At 66.7% G+C, this 19030-nt stretch carries 17 protein-coding genes and 1 tRNA gene; 10 read left to right on the top strand and 8 right to left on the bottom strand.

The window, feature by feature from the left end; genetic code table 11:
- Positions 1-103: 103 nt before the first annotated feature.
- Positions 104-1462: a M1 family metallopeptidase gene (locus FO044_RS13440; RefSeq protein WP_143965831.1), complete on the top strand. Its 1359-nt coding sequence runs from the start codon at positions 104-106 to the stop codon at positions 1460-1462.
- A 7-nt stretch (positions 1463-1469) separates the two neighbouring features.
- Here FO044_RS13440 and FO044_RS13445 read toward each other — a convergent pair whose 3' ends face one another.
- Both FO044_RS13445 and rfbA read right to left on the bottom strand, forming a co-directional pair.
- Positions 1470-2084 (bottom strand): dTDP-4-dehydrorhamnose 3,5-epimerase family protein, encoded by a 615-nt coding sequence (locus FO044_RS13445; RefSeq protein ID WP_132992377.1) that lies wholly within the window; start codon positions 2082-2084, stop codon positions 1470-1472.
- Position 2085: 1 nt separating this feature from the next.
- Positions 2086-2961: a glucose-1-phosphate thymidylyltransferase RfbA gene (gene rfbA / locus FO044_RS13450; protein WP_143965832.1), complete on the bottom strand. Its 876-nt coding sequence runs from the start codon at positions 2959-2961 to the stop codon at positions 2086-2088.
- Positions 2962-3066: 105 nt separating this feature from the next.
- On the opposite strand from rfbA, the gene rfbB reads away from it, so the two are divergent.
- Both rfbB and galE read left to right on the top strand, forming a co-directional pair.
- A complete protein-coding gene (gene rfbB, locus FO044_RS13455) occupies positions 3067-4071 on the top strand; it encodes a dTDP-glucose 4,6-dehydratase (RefSeq protein WP_132992379.1) in 1005 nt (334 codons plus the stop codon).
- A gap of 10 nt (positions 4072-4081) precedes the next feature.
- Positions 4082-5101: a UDP-glucose 4-epimerase GalE gene (gene galE, locus FO044_RS13460; protein ID WP_132992380.1), complete on the top strand. Its 1020-nt coding sequence runs from the start codon at positions 4082-4084 to the stop codon at positions 5099-5101.
- Positions 5102-5135: 34 nt separating this feature from the next.
- On the opposite strand, the gene FO044_RS13465 is transcribed toward galE, so the two are convergent.
- Both FO044_RS13465 and FO044_RS13470 read right to left on the bottom strand, forming a co-directional pair.
- Entirely contained in the window at positions 5136-6452 is a 1317-nt protein-coding gene (locus FO044_RS13465) for an MFS transporter (RefSeq protein WP_143965833.1), read from the bottom strand.
- Complete coding sequence (locus FO044_RS13470; protein WP_143965834.1) at positions 6449-7087, bottom strand: GntR family transcriptional regulator; 639 nt, start codon at positions 7085-7087, stop codon at positions 6449-6451. The genes FO044_RS13465 and FO044_RS13470 overlap by 4 nt, the downstream gene beginning before the upstream one ends.
- A 319-nt stretch (positions 7088-7406) precedes the next feature.
- Here FO044_RS13470 and FO044_RS13475 point away from each other — a divergent pair, with 319 nt between their 5' ends.
- From FO044_RS13475 to FO044_RS13495, 5 genes are all read left to right on the top strand, one after another.
- Positions 7407-8609, top strand: coding sequence for an NAD(P)-dependent malic enzyme (locus FO044_RS13475; protein ID WP_143965835.1), 1203 nt, complete (start codon positions 7407-7409; stop codon positions 8607-8609).
- Positions 8610-8821: 212 nt separating this feature from the next.
- Positions 8822-9679: an arylamine N-acetyltransferase family protein gene (locus tag FO044_RS13480; protein WP_143965836.1), complete on the top strand. Its 858-nt coding sequence runs from the start codon at positions 8822-8824 to the stop codon at positions 9677-9679.
- A gap of 66 nt (positions 9680-9745) precedes the next feature.
- Positions 9746-9821, top strand: a tRNA-Thr gene (locus FO044_RS13485).
- A gap of 124 nt (positions 9822-9945) precedes the next feature.
- Complete coding sequence (locus tag FO044_RS13490) at positions 9946-11172, top strand: cytochrome P450 (protein ID WP_143965837.1); 1227 nt, start codon at positions 9946-9948, stop codon at positions 11170-11172.
- On the top strand, positions 11169-11759 hold the full coding sequence (locus FO044_RS13495) for a TetR/AcrR family transcriptional regulator (protein ID WP_143965838.1): 591 nt from the start codon (positions 11169-11171) through the stop codon (positions 11757-11759). The genes FO044_RS13490 and FO044_RS13495 overlap by 4 nt, the downstream gene beginning before the upstream one ends.
- A 58-nt stretch (positions 11760-11817) precedes the next feature.
- Here the strand turns inward: FO044_RS13495 and FO044_RS13500 are convergent, their stop codons facing one another.
- Both FO044_RS13500 and FO044_RS13505 read right to left on the bottom strand, forming a co-directional pair.
- Positions 11818-12174, bottom strand: coding sequence for a fluoride efflux transporter FluC (locus tag FO044_RS13500; protein WP_143965839.1), 357 nt, complete (start codon positions 12172-12174; stop codon positions 11818-11820).
- Positions 12171-12623 (bottom strand): fluoride efflux transporter FluC, encoded by a 453-nt coding sequence (locus FO044_RS13505; protein ID WP_132992388.1) that lies wholly within the window; start codon positions 12621-12623, stop codon positions 12171-12173. Before FO044_RS13505 ends, FO044_RS13500 begins: the two co-directional genes overlap by 4 nt.
- A gap of 73 nt (positions 12624-12696) precedes the next feature.
- On the opposite strand from FO044_RS13505, the gene FO044_RS15065 reads away from it, so the two are divergent.
- Positions 12697-12867: a hypothetical protein gene (locus tag FO044_RS15065; RefSeq protein WP_186290555.1), complete on the top strand. Its 171-nt coding sequence runs from the start codon at positions 12697-12699 to the stop codon at positions 12865-12867.
- A 1-nt stretch (position 12868) separates the two neighbouring features.
- On the opposite strand, the gene FO044_RS13510 is transcribed toward FO044_RS15065, so the two are convergent.
- Positions 12869-14140 (bottom strand): DNA polymerase III subunit delta', encoded by a 1272-nt coding sequence (locus tag FO044_RS13510; protein WP_143965840.1) that lies wholly within the window; start codon positions 14138-14140, stop codon positions 12869-12871.
- Positions 14141-14265: 125 nt separating this feature from the next.
- Here FO044_RS13510 and FO044_RS13515 point away from each other — a divergent pair, with 125 nt between their 5' ends.
- Entirely contained in the window at positions 14266-15786 is a 1521-nt protein-coding gene (locus FO044_RS13515) for an adenylate/guanylate cyclase domain-containing protein (RefSeq protein WP_143966000.1), read from the top strand.
- Positions 15787-15845: 59 nt separating this feature from the next.
- Here FO044_RS13515 and topA read toward each other — a convergent pair whose 3' ends face one another.
- Positions 15846-18917 (bottom strand): type I DNA topoisomerase, encoded by a 3072-nt coding sequence (gene topA / locus FO044_RS13520; protein WP_143965841.1) that lies wholly within the window; start codon positions 18915-18917, stop codon positions 15846-15848.
- Positions 18918-19030 lie beyond the last annotated feature (113 nt).

Here is a 19030-nt window from a genome sequence, read left to right on the forward strand (position 1 = left end):
GCAGGTTCCGGATCTGCCACAGTCAGCCACTCGCGGTGCCCGCGGCCGGCCCAGGCCCCGCCGGTAGGGTGATCCGCATAACGCTGCAACAGACGGAGAGGTAGTGCCGAACAAGCGAAGAACGCAGGAACCGACGCTGACAGGCGGGTACCACGAACTCGATTCGTACCTGCCGCGCAGCGGCAACCTCGGCTACCGCATCTCCCGGTACGACCTGGTGATCGATTACCGGGTAGCGAGCAACCGGCTGACCGCCACCGCGACGATCACCGCCACGTCCTATCAGCAGCTGACCCGCTTCGGCCTCGACCTGGCAGGGTCGATGCGCGTGGATCGGGTCACCATGAACGGCAAACGGTCCCGCCATTCGCACCGCTCCGGGAAGCTCTCGGTCACGCCGGCCTCGCCGATCCCGCCGGGCGGCGCGATGACCGTGGTCGTCCGCTACGGCGGCTCGCCGCGTCCGGTTCGCAGCCAGTGGGGCACGGTCGGTTGGGAAGAACTCGAGGACGGCGCTCTGTGCGCCAACCAGCCCAACGGCGCACCGTCGTGGTTCCCCTGCGACGACCACCCGGAGGCCAAGGCCCCGTTCCACATCGAGATCACCACCGACAACCCGTACTACGCCCTCGCGAACGGTCGCCTGGAGTCGACGAAGCGACGCGGATCGCAGACGACGTGGGTATACGACCAGGTGGAGCCGATGTCGACCTATCTGGCGTCCATCCAGATCGGACAGTACGAGCACCGCACCCTCGCTCGTGGGCCGGTTCCGGTGCACGCCCTGCTGCCATCACGCCTGTCCGACGAGTTCGACGTGAGCTTCCAGCGGCAGGTGCAGATGGTCGAGGCGTTCACCGAGATGTTCGGCCCGTACCCCTTCTCCCAGTACACCGCGGTCGTCACCGACGACGAACTGGAGATACCGCTCGAGGCCGAGACCTTCTCGACCTTCGGTGCGAACCACTGCGACGGCACCCAGGATCACGAGCGCCTCATCGCCCACGAACTCGCACACCAGTGGTTCGGGAACTCGGTGACGTGCGCCCGCTGGCGCGACATCTGGCTGCACGAGGGCTTCGCCTGCTACTCCGAATGGCTCTGGAGTCAGCACAGCGGCGGCCGTTCGGCAGACGAGTGGGCTCACCACTACTACGACAAACTGGCAGATGACCCGAGCTCTCAGGTGCTGGCCGATCCGGGCCCCGAGGAGATGTTCGACGACTGGTTGTACAAGCGCGGCGCGATCACCCTGCACGCGCTCCGGCTGCGTCTCGGCGACGGCGAGTTCTTCGCGCTGTTGCAGCGGTGGACCGACAAGTACCGCTACCAGGCGGCGACCACCGAGGACTTCATCGCGCTGGCGAGCACCTTCTCGACCGACTCGCTGGGCGACATCTGGCAGGACTGGCTGTACTCGTCCGAGCTTCCGTCGTTTCCGACGATGCGCCCCAACCGCTGACCGCGGCTCAGCGCAGACCGGCGAGGTACCGCTGGACGTCGTCGTACATCGGCAGCAGGCCGTCCGCTTCAGCGTGCGAGAGCGACGGTGCGGCAACGTCCTTCGAGGACAACTCGAAGTCGAGTTCACGCCCGTCACGGCCATGGCTCGGCCATTCGATACCGAGGTCGGCGTCATGCGGGTTCACCCCGTGCTCACCGGCCGGGCGATATCCGGTCGAGCACAGGTAAGTGACGGTGGAACCGTCTGCGAGCGAACAGAACGCGTGACCGAGTCCCTCTCCCAGGTAGACGGCCCTGCGGGTCTCGTCGTCGAGCAGGACGCTCTCGTGCTCGCCGAATGTCGGTGACCCGACCCGGATGTCGACGATCACATCGAGGATCGCGCCCACCGTGCAGGTCACGTACTTGGCCTGGCCGGGCGGCACGTCGGCGAAGTGGACCCCGCGCAGCACCCCGGCCGCCGACACCGAGGTGTTGACCTGGGCCAGATCGAAGCGGTGACCGATCGCCTCCGCCACGACGTCCGCCTTGAACGCCTCGAGGAACACTCCACGGTCGTCTCCGCGCAGGACCGGCGTGAACTCCCAGGCGCCGCTGATGTCGAGCGGACGAACCTCCATCTCAGAGTTCCCGTCCGCGATCGAGCAGGTCGAAGAGGTAGTTGCCGTAGCCGGATTTGACGAGGTCCTCGGCCCGCCCACGCAGATGGGCGTCGTCGATGTAGCCGAGCCGCCAGGCGATCTCCTCGGGCACGGCGATCTTCAGGCCCTGCCGCTGTTCGACGGTGCGCACGAAGTTCCCAGCGTCGAGCAGCGAATCGAACGTTCCGGTGTCCAGCCACGCCGTACCGCGCGGCAGGACCGTGACATTCAGCGCGCCCCGCCGCAGGTACTCCGCGTTGACGTCGGTGATCTCGTACTCACCGCGCGCCGACGGCGTCAGGTTTCGGGCGATGTCGACCACGTCGTTGTCGTAGAAGTAGAGACCCGGTACCGCATACCTCGACTTCGGATTGACCGGCTTCTCCTCCAAGGAGATCGCGGCCCCCTCCGCGTCGAACTCGATGACGCCGTACGCCGAAGGGTCCTTCACGCGGTAGGCGAAGATGGCACCGCCGTCGACGCCGGCGAAACCCTGCAACTGGTTGCCCAGTCCTGGCCCGTAGAAGATGTTGTCGCCCAGGACGAGCGCCACCGAATCGTCGCCGATGTGGTCGGACCCCACGACGAATGCCTGGGCGAGCCCGCGCGGCTCCGGTTGCACCGCGTAAGTGATGCTCACACCGAACTGCGAGCCGTCCCCGAGCAGCGCTTCGAACTGGGCGCGGTCGTGAGGTGTGGTGACGATGAGGATGTCGCGGATCCCGGCGAGCATGAGGGTCGACAGCGGGTAGTAGATCATCGGCTTGTCGTAGACCGGTACGAGCTGCTTACTCACGCCCTGCGTAATCGGATGCAAGCGCGACCCGGTGCCACCGGCGAGGACGATTCCACGCATGCGGCAACCCTATCGGTACAGTTGTCCCGAAGTGATTTTCCCTGGCCGATTCCCCAGCCGGCCGAGGTCGTCGTCGCGGTGAAGACACGCGTCAGAGGGAGCAGCATGCGAGTACTGGTGACCGGCGGAGCCGGATTCATCGGCGCCAACTTCGTGCTGCGCACGCTGGCCACACGTCCGGACGCCGAACTCACGGTGCTCGACAAGTTCACCTACGCAGCCAATCCGGCGACACTGGCCCCGGTCGCCGACCGTGTCCGCGTGGTTCGTGGCGACATCGCCGATCCCGCCGTCGTCGATCCGCTCGTCGCCCGGTCGGATCTCGTCGTGAACTTCGCCGCCGAGTCGCATAACGACAACTCGCTCGCCGACCCGTCATCGTTCGTGCAGACCAACCTGGTCGGCACCTACACACTGCTCGAAGCGGTGCGACGCCACGGCACCACCCTGCATCACGTGAGCACGGACGAGGTGTACGGCGATCTCGACCTCGACGACCCGTCCCGGTTCACCGAGTCGACTGCCTACAACCCGTCGAGTCCGTACAGCTCGACCAAAGCCGGCAGCGACCTTCTGGTCCGAGCATGGGTCCGCTCGTTCGGCATCGTCGCCACCATCTCCAACTGCAGCAACAACTACGGTCCGTACCAGCACGTGGAGAAGTTCATCCCGCGGCAGATCACGAACGTGTTGACCGGTGTGCGTCCCAAGCTGTACGGCGACGGCGCCAACGTGCGCGACTGGATACACGTCGACGATCACAACGACGCGGTGTGGGCGATCATCGAACGCGGGCAACCCGGCGAGACGTACCTGATCGGTGCGGACGGCGAGGCCGACAACCGCACCGTCGTCGAGGCGATCCTGCGACTCCTCGGCCACCCCGAGGACGCGTTCGATTTCGTCACCGACCGCGCGGGCCACGACCGGCGATACGCGATCGACGCCACCCGGCTCCGCACAGAGCTCGGCTGGGCACCGACCTACACCGACTTCCAGTCCGGTCTCGCCGCGACGATCGACTGGTACCGGGCTCACAGCGACTGGTGGGCCCCGGTCAAGGACGGCGTGGAATCGTCGTACGCACGGACCCAGAACATCCTCGACTGATCGGATTCTCATGCGTGTTCTCGTCACCGGCGGTGCCGGCTACATCGGCTCCCACACCGTTCTGCAGTTACTCGCCGCGGGACACGATGTGGTGGTCGCCGACGACTTCAGCAACGCCAAGGCGAGCATCATCGGCCGCCTGGTGAACCTCTCGAGCAAGCAGATCACCGTCTACACGGTGGACCTGACCGACGAGATCGCAACCGAGCACGTCTTCGCCTCCGAGGAGATCGACGCGGTCATCCACTTCGCCGGGTTCAAGGCGGTCGGCGAGTCGGTAGCGAAGCCCCTCTCCTACTACCGCAACAACATCGACACCGCCTTCTCCGTTCTCAAGGCGATGGACGCGCACGGCGTCCGGCAGTTCGTGTTCTCCTCGTCGGCCACCGTGTACGGCGAGAATCCGGTCCGAGAGCGCACCGAGGACATGCCGACCTCGGCCACGAATCCGTACGGCTGGACCAAGGTGATGATCGAGCAGATTCTGCGCGATCTCGCCGAGGCCGATGAATCGTGGCGCATCGCGATCCTGCGCTACTTCAATCCGGTCGGTGCACACGTCAGCGGCGACATCGGAGAGGATCCCACCGGGATCCCCAACAACCTGATGCCGTTCGTCGCACAGGTCGCGGTGGGTCGGCGCGACAAGCTGCAGGTCTTCGGCGACGATTACGACACCCCGGACGGCACCGGCGTCCGGGACTACATCCACGTGGAGGATCTGGCCGCCGGGCATGTCGCGGCACTCGACCGGATCGGCACCACCGACCAACCGCTCTCGGTCTGGAATCTGGGGTCGGGTCAGGCCAATTCGGTGCTCGAGGTGATCGCGGCCTTCGAACGCGCCAGCGGTCGCGACATCCCCTATGCGGTCGCACCGCGTCGGTCGGGCGACCTGCCCGCCTACTGGGCCGATCCGTCCAAGGCCAACCGGGAACTCGGATGGGAGGCCACCCGCACGATCGACGACATGTGCGTCGATACCTGGCGGTGGCAGTCGCAGAACCCTGACGGCTTCCCCGACCTCTGACGCGCAGGTGGCCGCGCGCTTCTCGCCGGACAGGTCACCTCTGGGAGGTCATCTCACGGGTGTCCTCGGATTCCGCTGAACGCTGCTCGAGATCCACCTCGGTGACGCGGGCAGGACGCAGTGTCTGCGGGCCGGCCTTGCGTGTGCGGTTGCCGACGACGACCACGATCACCGCGAGCAGAGCCATGGCGACGCCGAATCCGAACATCTCCGCATAGGAGACCGACGGGAAGCTCTCCATGATCCCCGCCATGATCGCCGGTGACGCGAATCCCAGGTAGGTGAGGCTGTAGAAGACGGCGGTCAGGCCCGCCAGGTCGCGCGGCTTCGCGATGCGCTGGACCTCGAGCAACCCCGAGATGAGCGCCATTCCGTACCCGCATCCGAGCACCGCAGCCGCGACCAAGGCGATGGGGACCGTGAGCATCGCAGCCGCAGCGATCGACAGCCCGAGTCCGGCCATCACCAGTACCAGCGCGACGACCATCGTGCGCGGCGTGCCGGGCTTGTCGATGCGCTTACCGAGCGTCTGGATGAAGAACCCGGAGGCCAGGCCCGCGACGCAGCACAGTCCGGCGAAAGCGATCGACCAGTCCGAAGTCCGATCGGTCATGAAGGCCGGAATCACCGCGTAGGCGACGGCGCAGGCGCCGAACACCCAAGGCGCCACCGGCGCCACCATCACCCAGAAACGCGGATGCCGCGCCGAACGGATCCGAAGATCTCCGCGCAGACTGAAATCGCCGTCCGGCTTGGCAGCCAGCGATTCCGGTGTTCGCAGGATCGCTCCGAAGGCGACCACGGCGAGGATGATGTTGATCAGATACGAGAGTTGGTTCGGCCAGGGCGCCCACTGAGCGAGCACGGCCGCGACGCCGGCGCCGACGCCGAACCCGGCAGTCAGACTGAGGGCCGCTCGGCGGGCGCCTGCGGTCACTCCTGCCCCGTCGCGATCCGACAGTTCCTTGATCCAGCTGCCGCCGACGGCCATCGCCAAACCCAACGCGATGCCGCTGAGAACTCGGCCGACGACCAGGAGCGGAACCGCGTCGGCCCCGAGGGCCAGGAACACCGATCCGGCGGCGGCGATGAGCGGTGACGGGAGCATCAACGGACGCCTGCCGAAGCGGTCCGAGAGCGGTCCGCCGATGAGCAGCGCCGGGACGATGCCGAGTACGTACGTGAACAACAGGATGTCGACGACGACCGGCGAGATCCCGTTCGATGTCCGGTACATGACGAGCAGCGGTGTGAATTGATTTCCGCCCCAGGCCGCGGCGAACACGGCGAGGGACACTGCGACCCAGCCGAAGAACCGGCTGCTCGCAGGGGCGGTGGTTGTCGTGGTCATCGCGGACCTCCGGGAATCTCGTGCACACCGGTCAGGTGATCGGTGAGCAGGCGCTCGAATGCGTCGGCATCACCGTCGGCGACTGCCCGTGCGAGCGCTGCGTGATCGTCGAGGATGCGTTCGGCGACGGTCCGGCTCCGGTGGAGCCGAGCGGTGGTCATGCGCCGTTGCCGCTCCCCGAGCGAAATGTAGAAGTCGCCGAGGATCGCGTTGTCGCCCGCCGCCACGATGTGCTGGTGGAACTCGGCATCCAGTCGTGCGAACTCGGCCGTGTCCACGGGATCCACGGCACGGTGCGCGCCGACGTTCTCGTCGAGACGTGCGGTCAGGTCGACCGCCGAATCGGGACGGGCGACGACACTCCGGACCGCGTGCGTCTCCACGAGCACGCGGGCGTCGATCACCTCCCGTCCCTCGCTCTCGGCGACGGGCACGATGAGCGCACCGCGTTTCGGATACAGCCGCATCCAGCCTTCGGCCGACAGCCGCAGGAACGCCTCGCGCACCGGCGTGCGGCTCACGTCGCAGCGCTCGGCGATCTCACCTTCGCTGATCAGTTCACCTCCGGGAAGTCCGCTGCTGAGGATCAGTTCCTTCACTTCCGCGTACACCCGGTCGGCGGCTGAATACGTCATAGACACAAGACGTACCTTACGCTCGCCTCCCGGTCGGCCGACAATCGGACATCCGCCACGGACCGCCGTGGACCCCTCTGCGACCGCTCGCGCACCCACGGTGGCAGAATTCGACGCACTTCCCCTGCGAGACGAGACCCGTCCGCACGGCGATCGTCGTCAGCAGTGCGCGAGCCACCTATTCGCGACGCGATGCGATCCATACCGTCCCGATATCAACGACGACTACCTGCACTTTCCCCGCCAACGGGAATATCGTGGAGCCAGACCGTCGAACCGAGCAGATCCGGCGCAGTACCGGGTCCCCTAGGAGTTGAGTGTGACCAGCACCCCAGAAGACCGCACCTCGTCGACGCCGACCGGGCAGCCGATCACCGACGAGGAGATCTTCGCCGCTCACGAGAGCGGGAAGCTGTCCGTTGAGTTGCGCGCACCCATCGACACTCAACGCGACCTGTCGATCGCGTACACACCCGGCGTCGCCCAGGTCTCGCGCGCCATCGCCCGTGAGCGCGACCTGGTCGACAAGTACACCTGGACGGACCGTCTGGTCGCCGTCGTCTCGGACGGCACCGCGGTACTCGGCCTCGGCGACGTGGGACCGCGCGCCTCGCTCCCCGTGATGGAGGGCAAGTCGGCGTTGTTCCGGGCGTTCGCGGGCCTGAACTCGATTCCGCTCGTGCTCGACACCACCGACCCGGACGAGATCGTGGAGACCCTCACCCGACTGCGCCCCAGTTTCGGTGCGGTGAACCTGGAGGACATCTCGGCGCCGCGCTGCTTCGAGATCGAGCGCCGCGTCATCGAGGCTCTCGACTGCCCGGTGATGCACGACGACCAGCACGGAACCGCTATCGTCGTGCTCGCCGCGCTGAAAGGCGCGTTGAAGCACCTCGGCAAGGACATCGTGACCCTCAAGGTCGTCATCTCCGGTGCCGGAGCTGCCGGTGTCGCGTGCGCAAAGATTCTGCACGCTGCCGGAGTACCGGACATCGTCGTCCTCGACTCCAAGGGGGTCATCGGCACGCACCGTGACGACCTGAACGAGTTCAAGACCGACCTCGCTTCCTGGAGCAACCCCCGAGGCCTGGCCGGCGGGGGCCCGGAAGCCCTCCAGGGCGCGGATGTGTTCATCGGAGTCTCCGCGGGCACCATCGCCGAGGAGTGCGTCGCGGACATGAACGACGACGCGGTCGTGTTCGCCCTGTCCAACCCCGACCCGGAGATCCACCCGGACGTCGCCGCCAAGCACGCGGCCGTCGTCGCTACCGGTCGCAGCGACTTCCCGAACCAGATCAACAACGTGCTCGCGTTCCCCGGAGTCTTCGCCGGCGCACTCGACGCCGACGCCAGCCGCATCACCGAGGGCATGAAACTGGCGGCCGCCGAGGCGATCCTCGGCGTCGTCGGCGACGACCTGGCCGCGGACCATATCGTGCCGAGCCCGCTCGACAGCCGAGTCGCCCCTGCTGTCCGGCAGGCCGTAGCCGACGCCGCTCGCGCAGACGGCGTCGCCCGCTAGAAGCCGTCCTCGACGCCCCTCTCGGTGGTTGAGAACGCTCGCCCCCTCGATGGTTGAGCAAGCGAAGCGCGTCGAAACCACGCCGCTCGAATCCGCGCCAGGTTTCGACACGCAGCTTCGGCTAGCGCCTCAGCTGCGGCTCAACCACCGATAGGGCTGGGCGATAGGGCTAGTCGGGGTGCGATCACCGCCGGTGGCGCACACTGGACGGCATGGGACTGTGGCATGGCGACGACCTCGACCTGACCGCCTACTTCGCGCGGATCGGGTTCACCGGCCGACCGGAACCCACTCCCGCGACACTGCGCGACATGCACCGCGCGCATACGACGTCGATCCCGTTCGAGAACCTCGAGATCATGCTCGGACGAGACGTGCCGCTCGACCTGGACTCCTTGCAGCGCAAGCTCGTCCGGTCGGCACGCGGCGGCTACTGCTTCGAGCATGCCGCCCTCTTCGCCGCAGCGCTCGAGCGCATCGGATTCCGATTCACCGCGTTGACGGCCCGCGTCACACTCGGTGGTGACCCGGTCACCCGGCCGGCCACCCATGCATTGCTCGTCGTCGAGTTCGACGACGGCGCCAGGTTTCTCTGCGACGTCGGTTTCGGTCGGGGCCCACTGGAGCCGATCGAGTTGGTCGCCGGTCCCGAACACGATCAGTCCGGTTGGCGTTTTCGCCTGTCAGCGTCACCGACTGACGACCTCTTCCGCACCGAGAGCTGGATTCTGTGGCAGCACGACGGCGAGTGGATCGATCGCCACACGTTCACGCTGAATCCGCAGTTCCCGATCGACTTCCACGTCGGCAACCACTTCGTCCACACCTCCTCGAGTTCGCCGTTCACCAAGCGGCCGTTCGTCCAGCGGTTCACCGAATCCGAGCACCGCACGCTGGACGGCACCACGCTCACCACGACCACCCCCGACGGCGGACGCGCCGTCCACGAGTCGAGCCCCGAGGATCTTCCCCAACTCCTCGCAGACGTGTTCGCCATCGAACTGGACGCGACCGACAGCAGCACTCTGGCCGCGACGGAGTCGGCCCGCCAGGCTGCGGCCACCGCATGAACCACCCCGTTTTGCTCCCAGACCCCGGCACTCGGTAGCATCATCTCCGCTGTCGTGAGACGGCACGCCGCCTTAGCTCAGTCGGTAGAGCGATTCACTCGTAATGAATAGGTCAGCGGTTCGATTCCGCTAGGCGGCTCCAGAGATCACGGTCGAAGGCCGGTCTTCCACTCAGGGAGACCGGCCTTCGTCATCGGTAACCGCCCGTCGGCCTCTCCACACCCTCGAACCTTGACACTTTTCCCTATCTGTCTCATTCTCGATACATGACGGCTTCAATGTCTCCGGCGTACACACTGCGATCCGGGGATACCTGGCGCGACCCGTTCGGCATGTACGCGAGCCTCCGCGAGCACGATCCGGTCCACCGCGTGACCCCGAATGATGATGCGGACGCCGACTTCTGGGTTCTGACCCGTCATGCCGACGTGCTCGCCGCCGCGAAGGACTGGCAGACGTTCAGCTCGGCGGGCGGATTGACCGTCACGTACGGCGAGCTGCAGGCCATCGGATTGTCCGACAACCCACCTCTCGTGATGCAGGATCCGCCGGTACACACCGAATTCCGGAAACTCGTATCCCGCGGGTTCACTCCGCGGCAGGTCGCCTCTGTCGAGCCGCTCGTGCGCGAGTTCGTCGTCGAACGCATCGAGCGCCTTCGCAGCGCCGGCGGCGGCGACATAGCCACTGAACTGTTCAAGCCGCTCCCGAGCCTGGTCGTGGCGCACTATCTCGGTGTGCCCGAGGCCGACCGCGACCGTTTCGACGGGTGGACCGACGCCATCGTCGGCGCGGACCCCACCGCAGGCATGAACGCGGCCGCGACGTCGGCATCGGGAGCAGTGCTCGAACTGGCCGCCTACTTCAGCGAACTCATCGACTATCGCCGAGCACATCCCGGCGACGACACCGTCTCGCATCTCGTCGCGGCAGGCGTCGCCGACGACCCGGAGGCCGATCCGTCGGGACTCCTGTCGGTGCTCGCGTTCGCCTTCACCATGGTCGCCGGCGGCAACGACACCACGACCGGCATGCTCGGCGGTTCGGCCGCCCTCCTCACCACCGACCGTGATCAGCGGCGCCTGCTCCAATCCGACCTCGGGAACCTGCCGTCCGCCGTCAACGAGCTTCTGCGCCTCACATCACCTGTGCAGGGCCTCGCGCGAACCACCACGCGCGACGTCGAGTACGACGACGCCACTATCCCTGCCGGATGCAAGGTCCTCCTCTGCTACGCCTCGGCCAACCGGGACGAGCGGGTGTTCGGAGCTGATTCCGAGCAGCTCGACGTCCACCGCGACCCGACGGGCATCCTGACCTTCAGCCACGGGTCGCACCACTGTCTCGGCGCCGCGGCAGCGCGCCTGCAGGCCCGAATCGTCCTCGAGGAACTCCTCACCCGTTGCCCCGAGTTCGAGGTCGACGTCGACGGGATCGAATGGGCGCGCGGCAATTACGTCCGCCGACCAGTATCGGTACCGTTCACCGCATGAGCACCGCCGACGATTCCGGGGACTGGGTCGGTTCCACCCGCCGATCGGCAGCACGCGACCGAATCCTCGCGACCGCCGGCGAGGTCTTCGCATCGCGAGGAGCCGACGCATCCATGTCCGACATCGCCGAGGCCGTCGGCTGTTCCCGCGCCACTCTGTACCGCTACTTCGACAGTCGGACGCGCCTGCAGCTCGCCTACATCGCCGCGGTCACCCGCAGTGTCTCGGCGACGGTACGGGAACGCACCGATCATCTGACCGACCCAGCGGTGCGGCTCACCGAATCCGTCGTACTCGCCCTCGCTGCTGTCCGCGAGGATCCGGCGCTGTCGGCCTGGTTCGCGCCACGAGGCGCCGGCCTCACCAGCGAGCTCGCCCTGTCGTCGGACACGATCGAGACCGTCGCGCGCCGATTCCTCAGTGCAGACAGCGAGTCCGCCGCCGTCGGCGCGCGGTGGCTCATCCGCATGATCGTCTCGTTCCTGGTGGTGCCGGCCGGTCCGGATTCCGAGCGCGAGATGATCCGCCTTTTCGTCACTCCGCCCTTGCTGGCTTCCGTCGGCATGGACGACCGGACGACGGGCTGATCATCCTCCGGAAGACCCGAGCAGGTTAAACGGGATGATCGGGGAAGGACCCGACCTTCTAGAGAGCCCACCCGATGGCGAGGCCCACTGCACACGCACCGACGGAACCCGCGAAGGTCAGGCCCGCGTAGACGGGGCCGCGTCGCCCGCCGAGCCGCACCGTCTCGACCACCGAGGTCGAGAACGTGGTGTACCCGCCGCAGAATCCGGTTCCGATGACGGCCTGCCATTCGGGTGAGGCTGCCCGGTACAGGACGAGCCCCGCAACCAGACCGATCACCAGCGAACCCGTCACGTTGACGACGAACGTCGGGCCCGGGAACGCCATCGGCCACCGGCGCCTCACCGCATCGTCGATCGCGTACCGCAGGACCGCGCCGATGCCGCCCGCGATGATCAGGGCTGCCACGGTCATGCCTCGTCACCGCCCTTGATCGCCACCAGCCGGCGAGCCAATGCGATGCCTGCGACCACCGCGGCGATACCCGCGAGCACGGTGACCAGCGCGTACGCCACGGCGATCACCACGTGCCCGCCCTTGCCCAGCACGCTCAATTCGAGTGCGAATGCACTGTACGTGGTCAGCGCACCGCAGAATCCCGTGCCAGCGGCCAACCGGATCCGGCGGCGAACCCCGTGATCGGGTCCCATTCGCACGAGGGTCTCGAGGACCAGGCCGAGCAGGAACGCCCCCATCACGTTGACCACGGTGGTGCCGACCGGCCAGTGACCGTCGTGCAGCGGCCAGGCCTCCTCGGCGCTCCACCGCAGTGCCGTGCCGCCGAGTCCGCCGAGGAACACCCAGCCGAGGTCCGCACCACGTGTGCGAGAGTCGCACTCGCTCGTCCGGTCCGTGCTTCCCATTGTGGAATCAGAGTACGTGGACGCCGATCTACAATGAGAGGTGTCGCCCGTCACACCGAGCAAGGAGTCAGCCATGTCCGGTTTCATCGACAGGATCAAGCAGGCAGCGGAGGCCCTACGGGCTCGGCTGGGCAACGAGTTGACCGTGCTCGAAGGCGCAGGCGGAGACGATGCGCTCGCTCATCATGACGACACCCCGACCACGGACAAGTCCGCGAACGACAAGGATCCCGGCGAGCTGTGAGTCAGGAACGCCGCAGCTGGTCGCCGATCTTGACGACCATGGCCCCGACCGCGAACTTAGGTTTCACGTTCCCCGCCAGCGCCTCCCGGCATTCCAGAACCGCCTCCACGCAGGCGAGTAGCTTGTCCGGTGACGCGTACTCGGCCATCGGCCGGATCACGTCGTGCTCCTTGTCCGGTTGCATCAACGTGACGCGCGCACCGGTCGACAGCGCCAGGGCGTCCCGAAAGAGTGCGACGAGGTCGACCAGCGCGAGATCGAGTGCGTCACGGGCCAACCGCGTCTTCCGCGACTTCTGTCGCGACTCGAGCCCCTTGATCACACCCGCCGTACCGCGAGGTGGCCGTGCCGTCCCTTTGCCCGTGCCACCGGCACCGAGCGCCGTCAGCAGTTCTTCGGTCTCCGGGGCGTCGAGCTCCTCGCTGATCGCGCTCGCCGTCTCGGTGGCCTTCTTGACCAGCCGGTCTGCGGCGCCGAGCGCAGTCGACTCACGCGTTGCGGCGCGTGCCACCGCCAGCGCCTGCTCCCGCTGGTTGCGCGCCGCCTCGTCCGTCGCCAGACGACGTGCACGACCGACGTGCCCACCCGAAACCGACGCCGCCCACTGAGCACGCTCGGCATCGATACCGTCTCGCTCGACCAGCACCTGGGCTATGCGGTCGACAGGTGGCGAGGTCAGCGCGACGTGCCTGCAGCGCGAGCGGAGGGTGATCGAGATGTCCTCCGGCGCCACCGACGGTGCGCACAACAGGAACAGCGTGCGCTCGGGTGGTTCCTCCACCGCCTTGAGCAGCGCATTGGCCCCCTGCTCGGTGAGCCGGTCGGCATCCTCGACGAGGACGATCTGCCAGCGGCCGGTCGTCGGGCGGCGGGCCGCGACCGAGACGATCTCGCGGATGCTCTTGACCGAGATGCTGAGCCCCTCGGGCGCGATATGCCGGACGTCGCCGTGCGTACCCCCCATCACCGTCGTGCACGAATGGCATTCGCCGCACCCGACCTCGACCGGTGACTGGCATTCCAGCGCGGCGGCGAACGCAGTCGCCGCCACCGATCGCCCACTCCCGGGCGGCCCGGTGAACAGCCACGCATGTGTCATCGACTCCCGGACCGCCGTCGGCAATTCGTCGACCGGGTCTCCCGCGAACATCGAGACCGCACCGGCATCGCCTTCGTCGAACCGCGCCGCGATGCTTCGCGCCGATGTCGCGGCACCGCGCAGGTCAGCCACGAGCGCGTCTTGTCCGATCAATCGATCAAAGACATTGGTCACATCTGCAAGCCTAATGCCCAGTTCAGACAGACCCAGAATCGGAAGACGTTTAACAATTGCAAGCAGGCGGCTACCGTGGAGTCGTGGTACAGAGACGGTTCGGCCTGGCCAGGCCAATACACACGATGCGCTGGATCGTGCACACCCCCTGGCCGGTTCTCGCTCTCGACCTCCTGCGCGCGAACCTCGTCGGCGCCCTGTTCACCTTCGCCTTCTTGCGGTTCGGCATGCCGCCGGCCGACTCATTCGCGATCGGGCAGGTCAACGCCTACAACCAGCTCGCCTTCGTCGCGTATCTGCTGGTCGCGATCGTTGTTGGCGTGTACCTGACGATCCGACTCAGCCTTCCGGTGCTGATCTGGCATCGCCGCAGGTCACGGCTCGACGACGAGGCGGCGAGACGGCGTGCGCTCAACCTGCCGTCGCTGGTCACGTACGTCAACATCGGCCTGTGGACGGTCGGCGGCCTGTTCCTGTCGCTGATCAACTGGCACACCTCGAGCGGCAAAGACGCCGTGCTGGTCGCCATCGCGAGTCTCGTCGGCGCAACGGTGACCGCGGTCCTGTCCTTCATGCAGTCCGAGCGAGTCCTCCGTCCCATCACCGTCGCCGCGATGGCCAACAACCCCGACACCACCAACGCGCCCGGAATCACCACCCGGATCACCGTGTTCTGGGGCGTGTCGGTGGCCGTTCCGATGGCGGTGATCATCTCGCTGATCACCCTGCAGCGCACGGGGTACATCGAGGCCGACGCCAGCGGCCTGCAACGCCCCATTCTGTGGATGGCGACCGCGGCGATCGTCTTCGGCATCCTCGCGATCTCTCGCCTCGTCGGCTCGATCACCGACCCGATCAAGCAGTTACGAGTAGCACTATCCCAGGTCAGGGCCGGAAACCTGAACGTGGCGGTGAAGGTCTACGACGGCAACGACCTCGGGTCTCTTCAGGCCGGCTTCAACGGCATGGTCTCCGACCTCCGCGAACGTCAGGAGTTACGCAACCTGTTCGGCCGTTATGTCGGTGAGGACGTCGCCAGACGTGCCATCGAGACCGGTACTGAACTCGGCGGCGAGGAGCGGTACGTCGGAGTGCTCTTCGTCGACATCGTCGGATCGACGCGGTTGGCCGTCAATCGTCCGCCACGCGAGGTCGTGGAACTGCTCAACGACTTCTTCGAAGTGGTTGTCGACGTAGTCGGCCGGCACGGCGGATTCGTCAATAAGTTCCAGGGCGACGCGGCACTCGCCATCTTCGGAGCTCCGCTCGACCAGGACGATTTCGCCGGTGCCGCGCTCGCCGCGGCCCGGGACCTGCGGGTGGAACTCAACCGCCGCCTGGGCGACGTCGACATGGGCATCGGCGTGTCCGCTGGTAAGGCCGTCGCCGGCCACATCGGTTCGCAGCAGCGCCTCGAGTACACGGTGATCGGCGACCCGGTGAACGAGGCCGCCCGCCTCACCGAACTGGCCAAGGACGAGTCGACGCGCGTGCTGGGTTCTGCACGCGCCGTCTTCCTCGCAGGTGACGACGAAGCCGCCCATTGGGCGATCGGTGAAGGCGTCGAGCTCCGCGGCCGCGGTATCGAGACTCTGCTCGCTCGCCCCGACATCGACGTCTCCGCGCCGCCGCCCACCGACGACTGAGTTCCGTCGACGGTCGAGCGCCTACGCGTCGCAGCGTCGTCACTCGAGCGGCGGTGAAACTACTCCTTCGGAGTCGCCTTCGTGGCGGCGGTCTTCTTGGCCGGAGTTTTCTTGGCCGGAGTCTTCTTAGCCGCTGTTTTCTTGGCCGGAGTCTTCTTAGCGGCAGTCTTCTTGGCCGTCGCCTTCTTGCCCGGACTCTTCTTAGCGGCAGTCTTCTTGGCCGTCGTCTTCTTCGCGGCCTTTCGCGCGGACTTCTTGGCGGGACCACGGGCGCGGCGGTCCGCCAGCAGCTCCATCGCCCGCTCCGGGGTGATGGACGTGACCTCATCGCCCTTGCGGAGACTGGCGTTGGTCTCGCCGTCGGTCACGTAAGGACCGAAGCGACCGTCCTTGACGACCATCGGCTGATCGCTCACCGAGTCCGTGCCCAGTTCCCGCAGCGGTGGGGCCGCCGCGGCGCGACCGCGACGCTTCGGCTCGGCGTACAACTTCAGCGCCTCGTCGAGAGTCACCTCGAAGAGCTGCGCCTCAGTGGCAAGCGACCTCGAGTCGGTGCCCTTCTTCAGATACGGGCCGTACCGGCCGTTCTGGGCGGTGATCTCGTCGCCCGATTCGGGATCGACGCCGACGACACGCGGCAGGGACAGCAGCTTGAGCGCATCGTCGAGAGTGATCGTCGAGATGTCCATGCTCTTGAACAGCGAGCCGGTCTTCGGCCTCTTCTTGACCGCCTTCTTCGCGGTCTTCTTCGCCGCCGTCTTCTTGGCTGCGGTCTTCTTCGCCGTGGACGTCACCGTCGTGACGCCCCCGGCAGGCACGTCGTCGAGGGCAACCACCTCGGAGTCACCGGTGGGCAGTACCTTGCCCCCATCGCGCGGAGTGGGCCCGGCCGGAATCGTCGGCACGGCGGCGCCGGTATCCGGCTCGTCGTCCTCGTCCGGCAGGATCTCGGTCACGTACGGCCCGAAACGGCCTTCCTTGGCGACGATCTCGCGACCCGTCTTCGGGTCGGTGCCCAGCACGCGCCCTTCCTGCGGCGTCTCGAAGAGCTTCTCCGCGACGGCCTCGGTGAGCTCGTCGGGCGTCATGTCCGACGGCAGATTGGCGCGCTGCAGATCGGGTTCGGCGTCCGCCGCGGCCACGTTGCGCTCCAGATACGGGCCGTAACGGCCGACGCGCACGAAGACCGTCCGGCCCTCCGAGTCGTCGTACAACTTGATCGAGTTCACCTTGCGGGCGTCGATCCCCTCCAGGTTCACGCCGACGAGCGTCTTGAGGCCGCCGCCACGGGAGACGGCGCCTGCTGCATCACCGGAATCGTCGGTGCGGTCGTGCCCGAAGTAGAAGTCACTGAGCCAACGGGTCCGATCCTCTTTACCGGAGGCGATCTGGTCCAGGTCGTCCTCCAGGGACGCGGTGAAGTCGTAATCGACGAGGCTGTTGAAGTGTCCTTCCAGCAGTCCGATCACGGCGAACGCGACCCACGACGGCACGAGGGCGTTGCCCTTCTTCACGACGTAGCCGCGGTCCTGGATGGTGCCGATGATCGAGGCATACGTCGACGGGCGGCCGATGCCCAACTCCTCGAGGACCTTGACCAGCGACGCCTCCGTATACCGGGCGGGCGGATTGGTGGAGTGGCCGTCGGCGGACAACGACTGCGCAGTGAGCGCCTGACCCTCCCGAAGGTTCGGCAACCGGCTCTCGGCGTCGTCGGCCTGTCCACCCGCGAGGTCGTCGACGGTCTCGACGTACGCGGAGAGGAAGCCGGGGAACGTGATGGTCCGGCCGGACGATGCGAACGTGACCTGCTCGCCGGTCGATGCCCGGCCGCCGATCCGCAGGCTCATCGTCGTGCCCTTGGCGTCGGCCATCTGCGACGCGACCGTGCGCTGCCAGATCAGCTCGTAGAGACGGAACTCATCGGTGTCGAGAGCCGACGCGACCTGCCCGGGAGTACGGAACGAATCACCGGCCGGACGGATCGCCTCGTGCGCCTCCTGCGCGTTCTTCACCTTGCGGGTGTACTGCCGCGGTGAAGAGTGAACGAACTTGTCGCCGTACAGTTCCCGAGCCTGCGCGCGCGCCGCGTTGATCGCCGACTCCGAGAGAGTGGTCGAGTCGGTACGCATGTAGGTGATGTAGCCGTTCTCGTACAGTCGCTGCGCGATCCGCATGGTGCGGTCCGACGAGAAGCGAAGCTTGCGGCCCGCCTCCTGCTGCAGCGTCGACGTCATGAACGGGGCGTACGGACGGCGGGTGTACGGCTTCTCCTCGACCGAGTTCACCGACAGTGCCGCGCCTTCGAGCGCGCCTGCCAACGCAGTGGCCCGTGCACCGTCGAGGACGGTCACACCGGACGCCTTCTTCAGTGCGCCGTCCTGCCCGAAGTCCCGGCCGGTCGCGACTCGGTCGTCGTTGATGTTCACCAGGCGCGAGCTGAACGTGCGCGGTGCGGCGTCGGCGCCCGCGTCCATGGTCGCTGCGATGTCCCAGTAGTCGGCCGACACGAACGCCATGCGCTCGCGCTCACGCTCGACGATGATGCGTGTTGCGACGGACTGCACGCGGCCGGCCGACAGCTTCGGCATGACCTTCTTCCACAGCACCGGCGAGACCTCGTAGCCGTACAGACGGTCGAGGATGCGCCGGGTCTCCTGCGCGTCCACGAGGTCGATGTCCAGATCGCGAGGGCTCTCGGCAGCGGCCCGGATCGCGGACTCGGTGATCTCATGGAACACCATCCGCTTGACCGGGACCTTCGGCTTCAACGTCTCGAGGAGGTGCCAGGCGATCGCCTCCCCTTCGCGGTCACCGTCCGTTGCGAGGTAGAGCTCGTCGACGTCCTTGAGGAGCGACTTCAACTCGGTGACGGTCGACTTCTTATCCGCTGAGACCACGTACAGCGGCTCGAAGTTCTCCTCCACGTTGACGCCGAGACGCGCCCACGGCTGCCCCTTGTACTTCGCCGGCACATCGGCCGCACCACGCGGCAGGTCGCGGATGTGTCCACGCGACGACTCCACGACGTAGTTCGCGCCGAGGTACCCCGCGATCTTTCGTGCTTTGGTCGGAGACTCGACGATGACGAGACGCCGGATGGCGGGGGAAGCACTGTCAGTGGCTGCCACGGGAGCCCTTCGTTCCGATTTTCGCTGTTCGATGCCGTTGTACCTTATATAACGTGTCTTCTGCACGTCGCTTCGGACAACGAGTCAATTGATCCCATTGTTCCCACAGCCCC

It is taken from the genome of Gordonia zhaorongruii (assembly GCF_007559005.1).
In the GTDB taxonomy this organism is placed as follows: domain Bacteria; phylum Actinomycetota; class Actinomycetes; order Mycobacteriales; family Mycobacteriaceae; genus Gordonia; species Gordonia zhaorongruii.

Bases quoted from the DNA above. Each gene is read 5' to 3' on its own strand.
- FO044_RS13445 (WP_132992377.1), bottom strand. From the start codon at position 2,084: ATGGAGGTTCGTCCGCTCGACATCAGCGGCGCCTGGGAGTTCACGCCG.
- rfbA (WP_143965832.1), bottom strand. From the start codon at position 2,961: ATGCGTGGAATCGTCCTCGCCGGTGGCACCGGGTCGCGCTTGCATCCG.
- rfbB (WP_132992379.1), top strand. From the start codon at position 3,067: ATGCGAGTACTGGTGACCGGCGGAGCCGGATTCATCGGCGCCAACTTC.
- galE (WP_132992380.1), top strand. From the start codon at position 4,082: ATGCGTGTTCTCGTCACCGGCGGTGCCGGCTACATCGGCTCCCACACC.
- FO044_RS13465 (WP_143965833.1), bottom strand. From the start codon at position 6,452: ATGACCACGACAACCACCGCCCCTGCGAGCAGCCGGTTCTTCGGCTGG.
- FO044_RS13470 (WP_143965834.1), bottom strand. From the start codon at position 7,087: ATGACGTATTCAGCCGCCGACCGGGTGTACGCGGAAGTGAAGGAACTG.
- FO044_RS13480 (WP_143965836.1), top strand. From the start codon at position 8,822: ATGGGACTGTGGCATGGCGACGACCTCGACCTGACCGCCTACTTCGCG.
- FO044_RS13490 (WP_143965837.1), top strand. From the start codon at position 9,946: ATGACGGCTTCAATGTCTCCGGCGTACACACTGCGATCCGGGGATACC.
- FO044_RS13495 (WP_143965838.1), top strand. From the start codon at position 11,169: ATGAGCACCGCCGACGATTCCGGGGACTGGGTCGGTTCCACCCGCCGA.
- FO044_RS13500 (WP_143965839.1), bottom strand. From the start codon at position 12,174: ATGACCGTGGCAGCCCTGATCATCGCGGGCGGCATCGGCGCGGTCCTG.
- FO044_RS13505 (WP_132992388.1), bottom strand. From the start codon at position 12,623: ATGGGAAGCACGGACCGGACGAGCGAGTGCGACTCTCGCACACGTGGT.
- FO044_RS15065 (WP_186290555.1), top strand. From the start codon at position 12,697: ATGTCCGGTTTCATCGACAGGATCAAGCAGGCAGCGGAGGCCCTACGG.
- FO044_RS13515 (WP_143966000.1), top strand. From the start codon at position 14,266: ATGCGCTGGATCGTGCACACCCCCTGGCCGGTTCTCGCTCTCGACCTC.